At 29.1% G+C, this 17,033-nt stretch carries 16 protein-coding genes and 1 pseudogene; 12 read left to right on the forward strand and 5 right to left on the reverse strand.

Features of this window, described 5'->3' with window-relative positions:
- Nucleotides 1-3 precede the first annotated feature (3 nt).
- The 6 genes from C8C88_RS01885 (at nt 4) to C8C88_RS01910 (ending at nt 9,188) form a co-directional block, all read left to right on the forward strand.
- Nucleotides 4-771: a DUF4391 domain-containing protein gene (locus tag C8C88_RS01885; RefSeq protein ID WP_121336511.1), complete on the forward strand. Its 768-nt coding sequence runs from the start codon at nt 4-6 to the stop codon at nt 769-771.
- The gene (locus C8C88_RS01890; protein ID WP_121336512.1) at nt 768-2,768 is read left to right on the forward strand and encodes a site-specific DNA-methyltransferase; all 2,001 of its coding nucleotides are present in this window, start codon (nt 768-770) and stop codon (nt 2,766-2,768) included. The genes C8C88_RS01885 and C8C88_RS01890 overlap by 4 nt, the downstream gene beginning before the upstream one ends.
- A gap of 2 nt (nt 2,769-2,770) precedes the next feature.
- The gene (locus C8C88_RS01895; RefSeq protein WP_121336513.1) at nt 2,771-5,800 is read left to right on the forward strand and encodes a type III restriction-modification system endonuclease; all 3,030 of its coding nucleotides are present in this window, start codon (nt 2,771-2,773) and stop codon (nt 5,798-5,800) included.
- 3 nt (nt 5,801-5,803) lie between these two features.
- Entirely contained in the window at nt 5,804-6,028 is a 225-nt protein-coding gene (locus C8C88_RS01900) for a hypothetical protein (RefSeq protein WP_121336514.1), read from the forward strand.
- Between the two features lie 113 nt (nt 6,029-6,141).
- Nucleotides 6,142-7,341: an SIR2 family protein gene (locus C8C88_RS01905; RefSeq protein ID WP_121336515.1), complete on the forward strand. Its 1,200-nt coding sequence runs from the start codon at nt 6,142-6,144 to the stop codon at nt 7,339-7,341.
- Between the two features lie 2 nt (nt 7,342-7,343).
- Nucleotides 7,344-9,188, forward strand: a complete 1,845-nt coding sequence (locus C8C88_RS01910; RefSeq protein ID WP_199711374.1) for an ATP-binding protein — start codon at nt 7,344-7,346, stop codon at nt 9,186-9,188.
- A 54-nt stretch (nt 9,189-9,242) separates the two neighbouring features.
- Here C8C88_RS01910 and C8C88_RS01915 read toward each other — a convergent pair whose 3' ends face one another.
- Both C8C88_RS01915 and C8C88_RS01920 read right to left on the reverse strand, forming a co-directional pair.
- Entirely contained in the window at nt 9,243-9,668 is a 426-nt protein-coding gene (locus C8C88_RS01915) for a hypothetical protein (RefSeq protein ID WP_121336517.1), read from the reverse strand.
- A 20-nt stretch (nt 9,669-9,688) separates the two neighbouring features.
- Complete coding sequence (locus C8C88_RS01920) at nt 9,689-9,970, reverse strand: helix-turn-helix transcriptional regulator (protein ID WP_121336518.1); 282 nt, start codon at nt 9,968-9,970, stop codon at nt 9,689-9,691.
- A 132-nt stretch (nt 9,971-10,102) separates the two neighbouring features.
- Here C8C88_RS01920 and C8C88_RS01925 point away from each other — a divergent pair, with 132 nt between their 5' ends.
- The 4 genes from C8C88_RS01925 (at nt 10,103) to C8C88_RS01940 (ending at nt 12,698) form a co-directional block, all read left to right on the forward strand.
- The gene (locus C8C88_RS01925; RefSeq protein WP_121336519.1) at nt 10,103-10,426 is read left to right on the forward strand and encodes a hypothetical protein; all 324 of its coding nucleotides are present in this window, start codon (nt 10,103-10,105) and stop codon (nt 10,424-10,426) included.
- Nucleotides 10,427-10,444: 18 nt separating this feature from the next.
- The gene (locus C8C88_RS01930; protein ID WP_121336520.1) at nt 10,445-10,756 is read left to right on the forward strand and encodes a hypothetical protein; all 312 of its coding nucleotides are present in this window, start codon (nt 10,445-10,447) and stop codon (nt 10,754-10,756) included.
- A gap of 151 nt (nt 10,757-10,907) precedes the next feature.
- Nucleotides 10,908-11,537 carry a recombinase family protein gene (locus C8C88_RS01935; RefSeq protein WP_121336521.1) on the forward strand — a complete coding sequence of 210 codons (630 nt, stop codon included), beginning with the start codon at nt 10,908-10,910 and terminating at the stop codon, nt 11,535-11,537.
- A 687-nt stretch (nt 11,538-12,224) separates the two neighbouring features.
- Nucleotides 12,225-12,698 carry a hypothetical protein gene (locus C8C88_RS01940; RefSeq protein ID WP_121336522.1) on the forward strand — a complete coding sequence of 158 codons (474 nt, stop codon included), beginning with the start codon at nt 12,225-12,227 and terminating at the stop codon, nt 12,696-12,698.
- A 349-nt stretch (nt 12,699-13,047) separates the two neighbouring features.
- On the opposite strand, the gene C8C88_RS01945 is transcribed toward C8C88_RS01940, so the two are convergent.
- Together C8C88_RS01945 and C8C88_RS01950 are read right to left on the reverse strand one after the other, a co-directional pair.
- Entirely contained in the window at nt 13,048-14,163 is a 1,116-nt protein-coding gene (locus C8C88_RS01945; RefSeq protein ID WP_147403436.1) for a hypothetical protein, read from the reverse strand.
- A gap of 32 nt (nt 14,164-14,195) precedes the next feature.
- Complete coding sequence (locus tag C8C88_RS01950) at nt 14,196-15,161, reverse strand: hypothetical protein (protein WP_121336524.1); 966 nt, start codon at nt 15,159-15,161, stop codon at nt 14,196-14,198.
- 118 nt (nt 15,162-15,279) lie between these two features.
- Here C8C88_RS01950 and C8C88_RS01955 point away from each other — a divergent pair, with 118 nt between their 5' ends.
- On the forward strand, nt 15,280-15,549 hold the full coding sequence (locus C8C88_RS01955) for a helix-turn-helix domain-containing protein (protein ID WP_121336525.1): 270 nt from the start codon (nt 15,280-15,282) through the stop codon (nt 15,547-15,549).
- Nucleotides 15,550-15,560: 11 nt separating this feature from the next.
- On the opposite strand, the gene C8C88_RS01960 is transcribed toward C8C88_RS01955, so the two are convergent.
- Nucleotides 15,561-16,331: a TIGR02757 family protein gene (locus C8C88_RS01960; protein WP_121336526.1), complete on the reverse strand. Its 771-nt coding sequence runs from the start codon at nt 16,329-16,331 to the stop codon at nt 15,561-15,563.
- A gap of 80 nt (nt 16,332-16,411) precedes the next feature.
- Here C8C88_RS01960 and C8C88_RS01965 point away from each other — a divergent pair.
- Nucleotides 16,412-16,678, forward strand: a pseudogene (locus C8C88_RS01965) (DUF2400 family protein); the annotation flags it as partial.
- Between the last annotated feature and the right edge of the window lie 355 nt (nt 16,679-17,033).

Here is a 17,033-nt window from a genome sequence, read left to right on the forward strand (position 1 = left end):
AGAATGAGTTTTAACTATAACAAAATATTAAACATCCCTGAGAGGGCAATTGTTAGTAAGAAAATAAGCAAAGCTTTCTTTATTAGAAACTTTGAACTGAGTTCTGCTGATAAAAAAATATTGAATGAAATTATTACAATGGAATGGTTAGCGAGTATCAAACCATCCAACACTAATATTGCTTTATTCAAAAATGAAACTTATGTTTTTGAAGAAATTCAAGTAATGACATGTACACTATCTGGAAACCTTATCAAAGGTACGATTGATAGAGTCATTAATTTATTCCAGAAACATATTCCCTATCCCATTGTTTTGGTGATTGAAAATGCAGATGAATTTGTAGTGAACGTTTGTGACAAAAAAATCAATCAAAATGACAAGTCAAAACGAACTATTGAAGCTTTTATCAACTCACCCAATGTTTCAAAATTATATAAAAATGAATTAGTTGGTGCTTTCTTTGAAGGCTTGGATTTTGCGATATTAGACAAAACTAACTTAGAAACAACATATAAAAGCTACACCAGTGCTATTGTGCAATTTCAAACAGCAATGGTTACAGGAACCTTCAACCAACGTAGTTCAGTAAGAACCGAAGACGACCTAAAACATTTGGAAACTATCCAAAAAATAGAAAAAGAAATCCTTACTTTGTCAAACCAAATAAAAAAAGAATCCCAACTCAATACCAGAGTTTCTTTGAACATAAATATTCAGAAGAAAAGAAACGAAATTGAGTATCTTAAAACATTATTAAACATACTATGAGCTTAGAAAAAATTACAAAAGGAGATGAACTTACTCAAAGTTTAGATATAGTAAATGATAATATTGCACGCCTGAAAGAGCTTTTTCCTGAAGTACTTACGGAAGGCAAAATTGATTTCAAAGTGTTACAAGATATTTTGGGAAAGGAAATTGAAGATGAAGAAGAATATTACCGTTTTACATGGGCTGGTAAAGCTCAAGCCCGTAGAGAAGCACACAAACCCAGTACAGGAACACTAAGACCCGCCAAAGAAGAAGGTGTAAACTGGGATTTAACCGAAAATTTATACATAGAGGGTGATAATCTTGAAGTATTAAAACTGTTGCAAAAAAGCTACAATAATAGGGTCAAAATGATTTATATAGACCCACCATACAATACAGGTAAAGATTTTGTTTACAAAGATAATTACAAGGACAATCTAAAAAATTATCAACAAATAACCGAACAAATTGATGATGAAGGAAATAAGCTTTCAACCAATTCTGACAGTGATGGTCGTTATCATTCTAATTGGTTAAACATGATGTACCCTAGATTAAGATTGGCTAGAAATCTTCTTAAAGACGATGGTGTTATTTTTATAAGTATAGATGAAAACGAATATGAAAACTTAAAAAAAATTGGTGACGAAATTTTTGGTGAAGATAATTTTATTGGTTCTGTAATTTGGAAAAACAAATTTGGTTCGGGTGCAAAAAATATTGGTTTTATAGGTGTTCATGAATATATTGTTTGTTTTTCAAAGAAAAACATCCTCAATGTAACTTCTGAATTAAGTGATTCAGAAGTAGCAAAACATAATAGAAAAGATTCTAAATTTGAAACTAGGGGTGGTTACAGAATTCAACCACTTATGACAAAAAGCATGGATGATAGACCAAATTTAGTTTATCCAATATTATATAATGGAAAAACTATTATGCCAAATAAGCAATGGGTATGGTCTAAAGATAGAATGATGAAATCAATTGAAAATGATGAAGTTGAATTCATGGAAAAAGAAGATGGAAGTGTAACTGTAAATTCTAAACAATATATTAGGGATGAAAACGGATTTATGAGAAGAGGAAAACCGACTACCTTTTTTGATAAAGTATACACTCAAAATGGAACTAAAGAACTATTCGATTTATTTGAGCAAAAAATTTTCGATTTTAACAAACCTGTCGATTTAATTAAATATTTTATTAATTTTCAAATTAATGATAATAATTCAAAATTTGAAAACGACATTATACTCGATTTCTTTTCTGGCTCTTCTACAACCGCCCATGCCGTAATGCAACTAAATGCTGAAGATGGTGGAAATAGAAAGCACATACAAATTCAATTACCAGAACTTTGTAATGAGAAAAGCGACTCTTATAAAGCTGGGTATAAAAATATTGCTGAAATTGGAAAAGAACGTATACGTAAGGCAGGAAAATCAATTATAAATAAGCAATCAGTAATTGTTGCCGAAAAGAAAGAGATATTAGCCAAACTTGAAAACGAACAAAGTTTAATTAAAGATGATGAAAAAATAAAAAAACTTCAAGATGAAGTTAACAATTTAGAATTAATCATTAAAAATTTAGATACTGGTTTTAAAGTTTTCAAACTAGATAGTTCCAATATAAAAGGATGGGATGGTAATCCTGATAATTTAGTTGATAGTCTATTTGATTCTCAAGATAACATCAAAACAGGTCGTACAGAAGAAGATGTATTATTTGAAATTTTATTAAAATACGGTTTAGACTTAACCTTACCAATCGAAGAAAAAATAATAGAGGGTAAAAAAGTTTTTAGTGTAGGTTTTGGAGCCTTGTTTATTTGCTTAGCAGATGGTATCACTAATAAAGTAGCAGAAGGAATAGGTGCTTGGAAAGAAGCATTAAAACCAGAAAGCTGTAGAGTAATATTTAAAGATTCTGGTTTTGGTGATGTGGAAAAAACAAACTCTGTTCAAACATTGAAACGTTTTGGTATTAACGAAATCAAAAGTATATAAGTATGAAAATACAATTTGATAGTACGTTAAACTACCAACAAGAAGCCATTGAAGCTATTGTAGATATTTTTAGTGGTCAAGAAAAATGCGATTCTAACTTTACAGTGTATTCGCCAGAATTTTTAGCCAAACAACAAAATATTGGTTTTACTGATATAGGTTATGGTAATAGATTACTATTGACGGAAGGACAAATTCTTGAAAACACTCAAAAAATCCAATTATCAAATGGATTGAAGCCTTCAACAAGAGCTGAAATAGATAGAAAACATCTTGATTTTACTGTTGAAATGGAAACTGGTACAGGTAAAACTTATGTTTACTTGAGAAGCATAGTTGAACTGTATAAAAAGTATGGTTTTTCTAAGCATATCATTGTAGTTCCTTCCATCCCAATCAAAGAAGGGGTTTACAAATCATTACAAATTACGAAGGAACATTTAAGAGAACTGTATGATAACATCAACTACAATTTCTTTGTGTATGATTCTAGTAAATTAAATGAGGTTCGAGATTTTGCTACCAATGACCGCTTGGAAATCATGGTTATCAACATTGATGCTTTCGCAAAAAGTTTTGATAATCCTGATGATTTAAAGAAAACAGCAAATATTATCCACAGATACAATGATTCATTAGGATACAAACCACTGGATTTAATTAAAAATACCAATCCAGTTGTTTTTATAGATGAACCACAAACAACCATAAGTACACCAATAAGAAAGAAAGCCATCCAGAGCTTGAATCCTTTGGCAATAGTAAAATACTCAGCAACTCACCGTAAGGATGAGAAAATCAACATGATGTATAAGCTGGATGCAGTAGATGCTTATGAAAAGAAGTTGGTTAAACAAATTGAAGTTGGTTCTGTTCAAACAGAAGGAATCAACAACAATGCTTATATCAGATTGGTTGAGGTAAAAGTCTCAAAAGGTTTTCCAGTAGCAAAATTGGAACTGGATATTTTTAAAAATGGAAGTATTTCGAGAAAAACGGTTCTGGTAAAACAGAATGAAGATTTAGAACAAATTACTGACAGAGCCGAATACGAGGGCTACATCATCAAAGATATTTATGCCGTAGCTGGAAATGAATACATTGATTTCACCAGTAAAGATGAAGTTATAAAGCTAGGTGAAGCCATTGGAAATGTTGATGACAAGCAAATAAAAACAGCTTTAATCCGCAAGACTATTGAGGAGCATTTAAACAAAGAATTGGTGTTGAACCCTCAAGGAATCAAAGTACTTTCTTTGTTTTTTATTGACTCTGTTGGTAAATACCGCCAATATGATGAAGATGGAAATGTTGCCAATGGTGAATATGCAGAAATCTTTGAAAAAGAGTATTTAAAGTTAATTGCTAAGCCAAAATACGCTAGTTTATTTGGAGAAATAAAAGATGTCGAGGTTGAGGCAAATCAAGTTCATAATGGTTATTTCTCTATTGATAAAAAAGCTAAAAAAAGTAATTCTAAAGATAAATACGAATATTTCAAGGATACGAAAGGGAATACCAATGCTGATGAAGATACCTATAATCTAATCATGCGTGACAAAGAAATGCTTTTGAGTTTCGATTCAAAATTACGTTTCATATTTTCTCATTCAGCATTAAAAGAAGGATGGGATAACCCAAATGTATTCCAGATATGTACTTTAAAAGATGCTGGTGGTTCCGAAATTAGAAGAAGACAAGAAATAGGTCGTGGTTTACGTTTATGCGTAAATCAGTCAGGAGAACGTGTATATGGACATGAAGTGAATACTTTAACGGTCATGGCTACAGAAACCTATGCTGAATTTGTAGATAATTTCCAGAAAGAGATTGAAAAAGAAACGGGGATAACATTCGGTATTCTTGAAAAACATAGTTTTGGAAATATTGTCGTTGAAATTAATGACGAAGACACCGTTTATCTAGGTCAAGAAAAATCAGAGGAACTTTTTAAGCATCTTGTAAGCCAAGGTTATATTGATGCAAAAGGAAAAGTACAAGACAAGCTTAAAATTGATTTAAAGAATGAAACGGTTGATATTCCTGAAGAATTTAAAGAACAGGAACACGTGCTAAATCAAATTATCAGTACATTAAAAGAAACTGCTGGAAGACTCGAAATAAAAAACGGAGCAGATAAAAAATTAGTTACCGTAAATAAACGAATTTTAGACAGTCCAGAGTTTAGAGAATTATGGGAGAAAGTAAAATTCAAAACTACATTTTCAGTAAACTTTGATTCTGATTCATTGGTTAAAGAATGTATTAATGCAATCAATGACCGTTTAAAAATCACAAGAGGAAAACTAATTTATACAAAAGCCTCTATCTCAATTAATGCTGGTGGAGTTGATGCTACAATAAGTCCTAATAGTGAAACAACAAGTATCAAAGATGAAGTAGAAAGATTACCAGATATTGTAAGCTACCTTCAGAATGAGACCCAGCTGACCAGAAAGTCAATAGTAACCATTTTAACTGGAATCAATAAATTGGATTATTTCAAAATTAATCCTCAAAAATTTATTGAAGGCTGTATCGATATTATCAACGAACAAATGAATTTACACATCATTGATGGTATCAGTTACAAGAAAATTGGTGATGCTGAATACTATGAACAAGAACTTTTTGAAAATAAAGAGTTGTTTGGCTATATGAAAAGTAATTTGAAAGAGAGTTCAAAATCTCCTTATAATTATGTTGTTTATGATTCCAATGTGGAATCTAATTTGGCAAAACAATTTGAAAACAGCGATAATATTTCTGTTTATGCTAAACTTCCTGACTGGTTCAAAATCGATACCCCACTTGGAACCTATAACCCTGACTGGGCTATTATGTGGAAAGACCAAGATGATGAGAAATTGTACTTTGTAGTAGAATCAAAAGGCAGTACAGGACTTTTCGATTTAAGACCAAAAGAAGCTGGAAAAATAAAATGTGGAAAACGGCATTTCAATGCTATTGGTAGTAAGATGATTGTTGCTACTGAATTAGCTGATGTTGAGGATTATGCTTTGAGTAAATAAAAAATGGATATTAGAGCTTTTTTAGATTATGATACACCCCCATGCTCGAGAGCAAATGGGCATTTTCAAGTTATTGAACTAATTGAACTAAAGGATGAAAATGAAATTGATATTTCACATCTTGCTACTAACGGAAGAATTTACACTAGTATAGAAGAATTAAGACGACAATTAGATATGGCGTATGGAATGCCTATAAGTCAAATTGACGTTATTGAAGAAGATTAAATTAAATTCTCGTTTTTTTTAATGAGAAAATCAATTTAGTATTTGACCTTTTACAGCAGAAAATAATAAGCCTTGTGAATCTAACTAAAAACCAAAAATATTAAATCAAAAAAATGAATAGTACAAACCCTTTTGAAAGCGAATTAGTTAATTGGAAAAATTTATTTCAAGATTGTAATATTAACTTCTTAATTGGCTCTGGACTGTCAAATCCTTTTTTCGGAACATTAGGTCAAATTGAAGTTTGGTTAACAAAACTAGAGGAAAACCATTCAATTGAACAAGATTTAAAAGATTTCATAAAAGCTTCATTATATGGGAGTTATTATCAAGTGGCAATGAGAGATAATGTCGATGTATACAAAGCTAAAGATTTGGAAGATATTATTGTTGAAAAACCTAGTACTAAGAATGAAATGCTGTCGAATACATATAAGGGCTACAAGGATTTTTTAAGAACATTAAATCAGATACTATATAATAGAAGAAGTAATACTGTAAATAAACAAGTCAATCTTTTCACAACTAATATTGACATTTTTTTTGAGAAAGTTATTGATGATTTAAACCTGCATTATAATGATGGCTTTAATGGTATTTTTAGAAAAAGATTTAGCTTAAGCAATTTTAAAAAATCATTTTATCAAAAAAGTTTACATTATGACAATATTGCTGAAATACCAGTTTATAATTTATTAAAAATACACGGCTCGATTACTTGGCGATTAGTTGGTTCAGAAATTCAATTTAAAGGCATAGCATTAATAAAGTCTATAAATGAATTGCTAAATGAATCTGAATTGTTAGATATAGTACAATTGGATAATGATATTTGGAATTTAGAAGAAAGATGTACTACAATTGATGATATAATTAAAGAAGCTGAGAAATTAAAATCGATACCAGACGTTTCCGAATTTATTAATGAGTACGAAAAATTGCAAGTAGTAAATCCTACTAAAGAAAAATTCAAGGATACTACTTTTAATAAAACCTACTATGAAATGTTACGTCTTTATGCAAATGAACTTGAAAAAGAAAATTCAATATTATATATTATGGGATTTTCAATGGCTGATGAACATATAAGGGACATTACTTTTAGAGCAATCAAATCAAACCCCACATTGAAGGTTTTTATTTGTTCATATACTGAAAGTGCTAGTGATATAATTGCAAACTTAAAATCAGACAACGTAGATTTGAAAGACTTTCATAATGTCGAATTAATAAACCCATTTGATGGTTTTACAATTCATAAGTTTAATGAGCATATACTTTTTCCTCTTTTACAAAGTATTAAAACTAATTAATTATGAAAGAGGATTTACAAAAAGATTCAATTTTCAAAGTTGGAAAAGTAACTTCTGTTGAAGGAAGAACAATCAAAATAGAAGTTGATAAAGCAAAAAACAGTTCGCATCTTTTGTACAATGGAGAAACAATTAGAAATATTTCTGTAAATAGTTATATTAAAATTACAAAAGGGTTTGTCAAAATAATAGGTAAGGTTGACGGTGAATTCATTATTGAAGATAAAATCTATTTAGATAAAAATTATACTAGTGAAAGGAAAAAAATCAAAAGAGTCCTTATTGTTCGGTTGATGGGTTTCTTCAGTAGTAAAGGTTTTGAAAGAGGAATTAAAGAACTTCCATTAATTAATAATGAATGTTTTTTGTTAGATAAACAGGAATTTCAAGAAGTTCATAAATTCGTAAAAAAGGGTGATTTGCCATTAGTAGTTGGTACACTTACTCACGAGTCGGGACAAACAGTTGAAATTGGAATTAGTGAATTATTTGCAAGTCACATAGGTATTTTTGGGAATACGGGAAGCGGAAAATCATATACTCTAGCAAAAATTTACAATAAACTATTTACAATATTTGAAAAAGAGCCTAAATTTAATAAGAACGCTAAATTTTTATTGTTTGATTTCAATGGAGAATATAATAGTGATAACAGCATAATACCAAATAAGAAGGTATACAACCTCTCGACAAGAAGTCATACACATAAAGATAGATTAGTATTCAACGAAACTGATTTACTTGATAAAGAATTATTTTCAATACTTGCAAATGCGACTGAGAAAACACAAAAGCCTTTTATTTCAAGAACAATTGATTTCTACAAAAAAACATTAAGTACAGATAAAGGTATTGAGTATTTTAAAAATGTTTTTCGTAAAAGAGTAATAGAAGTCTATAAAATGGCAGACAAGGAAAAAGCTTTTTTACTTTTAGATTATTTTAAAAGCATTATACCTCCAATCTACGATGAATATGGTATTGAGATTGACCCTGCATCAGATGTTGATTTTCATAATAGAAGTCAAGAATTTACTTTAAATGGTGTTTTTTTACGTACAAATCCAGAAGTTATTAAAAAGACATTACTTTATGAATCTGTATCGAATTATGAATTTCCTATTAATTTTATTTCTAAGATAATTCACTTTCTGTATTTCCAACTTGTGTATGATGTTCTTAGTAATCGAGCACAAAATGAACATATTGCTCCTGTAATTAATAAGTTAAATAGTTTTCATAAAGACATTGAAAAAGTAATAGAAATCAAAAGTGAAGAAGAAGCTGATTTTTGGGATAATAATTTTTTTTGTGTAGTTAATTTAAATGAAACTAATACTTATTTAAAAAAGACAATTCCATTATTAGTTTCCTTCAAACTATATGCAGAACATAAAAAAAGTAATTCAAAAAAGAAAGAAAAATCATTGAATATCATTATAGATGAGGCACATAATATTTTATCATATGCTTCTGATAGAGAAAGTGAAACGTGGAAAGATTATCGACTTGAAACATTTGAAGAGATAATAAAAGAAGGTAGAAAGTTCGGAGTATTTTTAACAATTGCAAGTCAAAGGCCTTCGGATATATCTTCAACGATTATTTCTCAACTACATAATTTCTTTTTGCATAGATTAATTAACAACAATGATATTATAGCAGTAGAAAAAACTATTTCATATTTGGACAAAGTATCCTTTGAATCGTTACCTATTTTACCAACTGGAACTTGTGTTATAGCTGGACAGTGTATTCAAGTTCCTGTAATGGTTGACATATCTGAAATGGATAAAAAGTTTGAGCCTGATAATAAAACAATAAAACTAGTTTCGAATTGGATATAAACACATTTTGTGTAATCCTTAGTGGAATAAAAAACCTATTTTGAAGTTGCTGTTTTAAATTAGCAACAATTTTAATTCTTTATCATAAATCATTTTAAAACCATTTTGTAATTTGTGATATTCATAAAAAGGTTTCGTTAATCTTCTATAGCCTTCAGGTAAACTAGTGTCAAGCATACCTATTAAATATTGGTCTTTATCAATCAGGTGCACAAGAAAATATGTTGTAGTGTTGCCTGAAAAATAATATTTATTTTTTTGACGAGGATTCTTTTGAATTATTGAAAATTTTATAAGTTGATTTATTAATGTATCTACTAAGTATAAAGGTTCAATATTTTTGATATCAATATTTTCTTCTTTTCCGTTTTTTCTAATTGTAATATAATCATTGTCGGACACACCAGATACTCTGATAATTTCGTTATTTATAGCATCAACAACTAAACTTCCAATTCTTAATTCTTCTATTTCTACCATAATTATTTATGTAATATTCATTAATTTTTATTTCCGTTAAGAACTTTAAGACTTTTTTCAAGCAATTTTTTAGCCTCGTCGATTTCCATTTGAGAAACAGCAGTACCTTTTGTTGGAATAAACATTTCTCTAATATCAACATCTAAAGCTTCAGCTATCTGCAATAACAAATGTATTGTAGGTAAATTTTTTTCTGAGTTAATATTACTTATCGTAGTCATTGACACCCCAACTTTACTTGCCAAATCTTCACGGCTCATTCCTTTTTGAGTCATCAACTCCTTTAGTCTTAGAATTTCCATACTTATACTTTTTTACAAATATAGCAAAAATAAAGTATAGCTTAACTTTTTAAAAAATAAATGAAGTATTATTTGTTTTTTAATAAAACAATGCTTTACTTTGTATTGTATTAATGAAGTAACACTTGATTTATGAAAGCAACTGAATTTAAATCCGAAATTAAAGATATCAAAGAAAATTTGAGAGGTTTAACTCTTCAGTTAGTTACTAAAAATGGTTATAGACCATATTTTAACCTAAAAGAGTTTGGTAATGCAATCTTAGAAGAAGAGCAAAAAGGAAATGATTTTCGTATCAACCAAGTTTGGACTAAAGCTGGAATCGTTGGAACGAAATCAATTAAAGCTCTTGCTGAATTAATCAAATCAGAAACAATTACTGCTATACAATTTGAAAGCTTTTTCAATTTCAGTACAACAGAACAATACATCAGAAGCTTTGGAGCATTAGACTAACACTTAAAAAAGAAAAACATGGAAACTACAACAAGAACAATGGAAATAGCTCAAACAATTTTAGACCAAATTAAATATGCTGACAGAAGTGCCTTAATGGCTTGGGGAGCTAAAAACTTTTCAGCAATCAGTGAAAGTAAAGATTATGAAGGTGGACTAGCTTTTCAAGTCAGTGGTTTAGTTCATAAGGGATGGGTGAAAGTTTGTCTAAGATGGGTTGATGATTACACAATAATATTCATCAATAAAAATCGTGAAGTAGTTAAAACTTTTGAAGGAGCTTATTGTGATATGTTAGTTGAGGTTATTGATTGGATTGAAGGTAGGTAATTCCTTTTTTGACTTGTCCGTTTTAGAATTAGACCATGGTTCTTTTCTAAAACGGAAGTTGAAAGTGAAAACCCAACAAAACCGATTATAATGTTTTAAAACAATTCGGACTCTAAAACTAAAACAAAATTCAACCTAAATACCTAATATTATGAAATACTATTTTTATTCTCGCACATCAACTGTCCTTCAAAATTCTGCTAGACAAATCGAATCATTTAAATCGCATGAGGGATTTGATACTTCTAGATTGTTTGTTGAAAGGATTCAAGGAAATGTTCCATTTATGGAAAGACCAGAAGCAGTAAAGATGTTTGATGAAATTACAAATCAATCTGAAAGATGTACAGTAGTGGTAGACTCAACGGATAGACTTGGAAGAAATTTATTGGATATTTTGAATACAATATCTGTCTTCAAAAAAAATTATATCAATTTGAAATCTTTAAAAGAAGGATTTTCGACTTTTTTAGACAATGGTGAAGAAAACCCGATGGCAAATCTAGTTATTTCAGTTATGGGGTCAATCGGTGAGCTAAGTCGTAATCAAATCAAATCTAGGAGCATGGAAGGGATTAAAGTCGCTCAGGCACTTGGTAAATTTGCTGGTAGAAAGATTGGAGCAGTTCAGACAGATGAAAAACTCTTACAACGTCACCAAACCGTTATGAAAAAATTACAGAAAGGTTTATCGATAAGAGAAATTAGTGAGATTACAGGAGCTTCAAGTGCCACAATAATAAAAGTAAAAAAGGTTTTGACAAAAAGACTGTTAATTTAATTTTTCAAAGCTTCTAATAACAGGATAATCAGAAAAATTAGTGCAGAAAAACATTCTTTGAAATGTGGGGTTGAGAACTATTTCTCTCAATTAGGGCAATCTGATTTTTATTCTCATTTTATTATATCAGAATATACCCTAGTGAGTCTTAAATATTAGACAAAGCAAATATGGTGTACAGTGTGGCTTGAATCAAGAGCTTAATTATCTTGTAAGACATCCTTGGCGATACTGTAACTCGCAAGCAAAATTTAAATTTCATATGTTATGAAGGTTTAAACATTAGCCCACAGTTTCAAAGAACAGGCACAAATTTAATTTTTTGAAAGAACAATTGAACTTTTTTTTATATTTTTTTTCAAATTAATCCATTTCGTACACTTAACTCTGAATGTTAAGTCTAGGAGATTTTAATATAAAACCTCCCATTTCCTAATTACTAAAACCTATTCTCCAGAGAATCCATGACTCCACTTTAAAATAGGTATTTAAAAAATGTACACCTACGATTAGGTGTTTAAACATATTTTTATTTTTAAATCAACATTTTAAATATTATTGCTTTTCCAGAATTATCCAAAATCACTTCATAGAATCCAAAATCGCCAAAATTTTTTTTGGATTTTTTTCGAGTAAAAAAAATCGACTTATTATCTTCTCTTGAGATATTTATACTAAAAGAGAAATATGGAACAAAATGATTTAATTAGCATACCACCAAGTGTATTAGACCAACTTAAAAAAAACGTAAACAAGTACATCCTAAAAGACAAAAAACCATTCGGTTTTGATGAAGCGTTGAGGTATATAGCACTAGAAAAAGCAACAAAGTCACAATTAGCAAAGCTTAATTCATTTTCAAATCATCATTCACTATCCAATGATGAAGACAAACAGAAAATTGAGATATTGGATAGAATGATTGTATTTGCTCAGAATTGGACAAAACAGGATAATAGAAAAAAAGAGTTATCAAATAAAATCAGAACCACTACAGCCCATCCAACTGGAGCATCCACAAAAAACCAATCTGGAAGAAAAGTTGACAGACTTCAGCCCAGTCTTTCATCCGTAAAACTATATACAACGAAACAAATTAAAGACAAAGGATTAATGAATGAATGTTTTAGGATTATTGAAATTATTAAACTGATAAATTAAATCAGATGTCAAAGTCATTTAAATAGTATGATATTTTGAGAAAATATTTGACGACACTATCCTTTCTTGGTCTAGTAACCCATGATATTTCTTATTATTAGCATCTTTTCTTTCTTTTAAATCCTTTGGCAAGTTCTCGCAACTGGTTATAAAAAATAATAAAGTTAGCAATAAATATAATTTTCTTATTTTCCTGTTTTTTTACAACGACCACGTTTTTGAATCTTTGGTTTTTCTAATAGGTTATCTTTTTTAAATAATTAAATAGGTGTAATATCTTTTATAGAGTAAATTCATTTTTGTAATTGATTTATATACTTCAATTAAATCGTTTAATCTCTTTATCTTATCATTTATAATATAAATTTAAATCAATTCCAAACTTTAATAACTGTGCGTCATCCAGCACAACTGCTCTCCAAATACCTAATGAATAATCATCAAAGAATAAATTGTTATGTGTAGGGAGGAAATTATTTTTTGACCTATCAAATTCAATAGTTTTAACTAATACCCCGCCTTTTTTGTAAATATGATAACGAACGGTATTTGAGTTTTCTATAAATTCAGTTTTAAATGAATTTTCATTATAACGTAATAAATTATATTCTCCTTTTTTAAAAAACTCAATTGGTTTACCTAATTTATATAAAGCCTTAGCAAGCAATATTTTTTTCTTTTCATCATCGTATGTATAATAATAAGATTGTCCATCTGGAAAACCATCTAAAAAATTTGATTGAATCATTAAATCTCCTTTAGTGAAAATATTCATACTTTTTTTTGGGTCATAATAAACATTTCTACTACCTACTGGCTTTCCATTAACAAAATTTTCCTCTATTATTAAATCCTTCTCCGAGCATACCCATTTACCATCTGGAATTCCATTATGATAAAACTCTTTTCGAAAAATTATTTCTTTTACAGTACCATCACTTAATTTAGTATTCTTAGAGTAAGTCCATTCGCCTTCAGGTTTTCCCTCATTAAAATTACCTCTAACTATTATTCCAATCTCATCCTGAATAGCAGTCCAATGACCATTTGGTTTATATCCTTTCAAATCTCCCTCATACTTGATATAGTCAATTTCAGAACCACCAGGAACATCTTTGTAATATTCACCAGCAACAGTCCCATTTTTATACTTCTCGTACCACTCTTTCCAGTTCAAAATCTCCTTTTTTTCCAAATATTCTGCGAAATATCTATTCCCAAAATAATCAGCCCAGTGTCCTTTATATATATTAACCCATTTACCATCTCCATGATTATCAATATCGTAAAAACTAATATAAGAACCTATTTTAATACTATCTATTATTGTATTTCTTTCCAATAAAGCAAGTTCAATTCTGTCTAATTCAGGTTGGATATTGTTTGAAATTGTATCTGTAGAATTATCTTGGGAATAACAGTTCAAATTACCAAATAAAGCTAATATGTAAATAATTTGTTTCATTTTTTTTATACTGTAAGTTAAAATTTTAGATATCATAATTGCTGATAACCTTCATTTTGAATTAAATCAGGTACATTAGTGTAGATTATTTGATTTTTAATCATAATACAATGAATGCCAAAACAAGCTTTTTCATTATCTTCAATGCTATAAATCTCTTCAATTTTTTTTTCATGATTCGTTCCCATTGGGTTCTTTCTTAAAAAAAGAATCAAATGTTTTGATTTCCCACCTTGATTAGCAACTTTATTATAGTATATGGCAAAACCTTTAGTAATGTGACCAAAATAATATTCATATTTGTCAGGTTCGCCTAAATATATTTTAGCTTTTTTTAATGTTGCATCTGTTAGAGTTAATTGTATTTCGTCGAATGGCTTTGTATTTTCATTCTCACTGCTTATATTTTCTATATTACTGTTTTTCTCTCTAATTTGAGAATCAAAACCATATCGTTTTGACAAATCTAAAAGCGTTAATAATCCTTTAGATTTATTTGTATCCGTATCAAGAATAATTTCATTTTGAATTGAAAAGCCAATTCTCTTTAATTGGTCTTCAACTGATTTTTTTGTGGTTTTGACATCACTAATCCAATAATCTTCTTTTGTTATTTTTGAACCATCAAAATAAATTAATGCTTTATAATCAATTGCATTAGGGAAATTCAATTCTTTTTTTTGATATGCAAAAACGGTATTATCATCCTTAAAGTAATAATCTTCTTCTATGCTATAATTTTCACCATCCCCATCGAAAATATTCAATTTAATTATCCTACCATCTTTCAGCCAATATTTATAATTATTATTTATAACACTATCGGCATGTTTTTCAACAATACAATTGTTGATGCTTGAGAGTTCTTCTTCTCCATTAAATTTTGTTTCGTTATTTTCAGCTGGATTAACACTATTATCTTTCTTAGAATTGGATATGCATGATTGCAGTAAAAATAATATTGAAATAGATACAATAAGTTTAGTAGTAATTTTCATTTTTATAATCAACGTTTATTTTTTCGATTTAAAGATTCAGAGTGTATTTTTTACAAATATATACGATTATAGCATAAGTGCTATAATAATTTCATCTAAAATATCTTCATTTTGGACAGTGGAAAAGAATGATTCAAAATCTAGAAAATTAATCTTTGATGAAGAGGGTTTAAAGTTGTTGGCTAAACGACTAAAAGAAGTACGCTCAGAAAAAGGATTAACACAAGAAGAACTATCTCATCGTTCAGAAATAACATTATCTCAAATTGCTAGAATCGAAACTGCAAGAATAAATCCCACTGTCAGTACTATATTCAAAATTGCTAGAGGTTTAGAAGTTTCCCCTAAAGAGTTATTTGAATTTGAATTAACTGAGACTCCTAAATAAATATACTATATTTAAAATCCTTCAAAAATTCCTAATCCAAATAAAGCAAAATCATATTTTACAGGGTCTTTGGGGTCGAGAAGTCTTAAATTAGTATCTAATTCTAATAAAGCTTTACCATCATTTTGTTTTCTAGTAAGTAAACCTAGTTTTCGAGCTACATTTCCAGAATGTACATCAAGCGGGCAAGAAAGTTTTGATGGTGATAAATTATTCCAAATACCTAAATCTACTCCTGTATTGTCATTTCTGACAAACCACCTTAAACACATATTAATTCTTTTTGCAACTGAGCCTTTGTTTGGGTCTGCTACATGTTTTCGAGTTCGGGATTGATGTGGGATTTCAAAAAAAGCTTCATTTAGAGCATGAATAGCTGGTTGAAGTGAAGTCTCTGTTTGGTTGTCAATAAAAATTTGTTGTAACCCACCTTTTTTGGTGTATATGTGATTTAAAGCTTTTATGAAGTATTTAAAATCCTCCGAGTTAAAAGTTCGGTGTACGAAACCATCTAATTCTTCTAATTGATAATCCTTATGACTCATTACAAAATCATATGGTGAATTACCTAACAAGTCCATCATGCGATGTCCATTTTTAGTAATCATTTTACGATTACCCCAAGCTATAGTTGAAGCTAAAAATCCAGCAATTTCAATGTCTTCTTTTAAAGAATAGCGATGAGGTACGCTTATAGGGTCTGGCTCAATGAAGTCAATGGTATTGTATTGAAGGACTTTAGCATCGAGGAAGTCTTTTAACTCATTTTCAGGGACAACCATGTTTTACTGGTTTTAATGCTTTAATTAGAAGCAAATATAGTTCTTTATCATTTTAAAAATAGACTACCTTAATTACCCTTGTTTACATGTTCCTGCGCTGGATGATTAGACAAGACCATAAAGGAGTTGATTTAGGGATTTGGAAAAACATTTCTCCCGCTAAACTTTCATGCCCTTTGGATGTTCATTCTGGAAATGTAGCTCGTAAACTAGGGCTTCTTTCCCGAAAACAAAATGACGGTAAAGCTTTAGCAGAATTAGATTTAAACCTCAGAAAATTAGACCCAAATGATCCTGTAAAATACGATTTTGCATTGTTTGGATTAGGTGTCTTTGAAGGATTTTAAATTTATTCAAAAGAACTATTGCAACTAAAAATACTAAATTTTAAGCAACCTAATTTTTAAATAAATTTCACTACAAAACCATAAAATAAAAAACACTTTAAAATACTTTAAGTGAAATTATCTTGAAGAAAATTTCACTTTTTTTATGTTTTTATTTTAAAAAAAAGCGCAAAAAACTCGATTAAGTGCGTAAAAAATACGATTACAAAAATAAAAAACACCTCCTCTTCCTGATTTAAAAAATAAAAAAACTAATTAATATATTGACAATCAGTAGTATAAATTCAAAATTACTTGAAAATTATTATATTTTATTTTTATCTTTTTTAATTATTTATTTTTTATTTTTATTTCG

It is taken from the genome of Flavobacterium sp. 123, assembly GCF_003634825.1.
Classification (GTDB): domain Bacteria; phylum Bacteroidota; class Bacteroidia; order Flavobacteriales; family Flavobacteriaceae; genus Flavobacterium.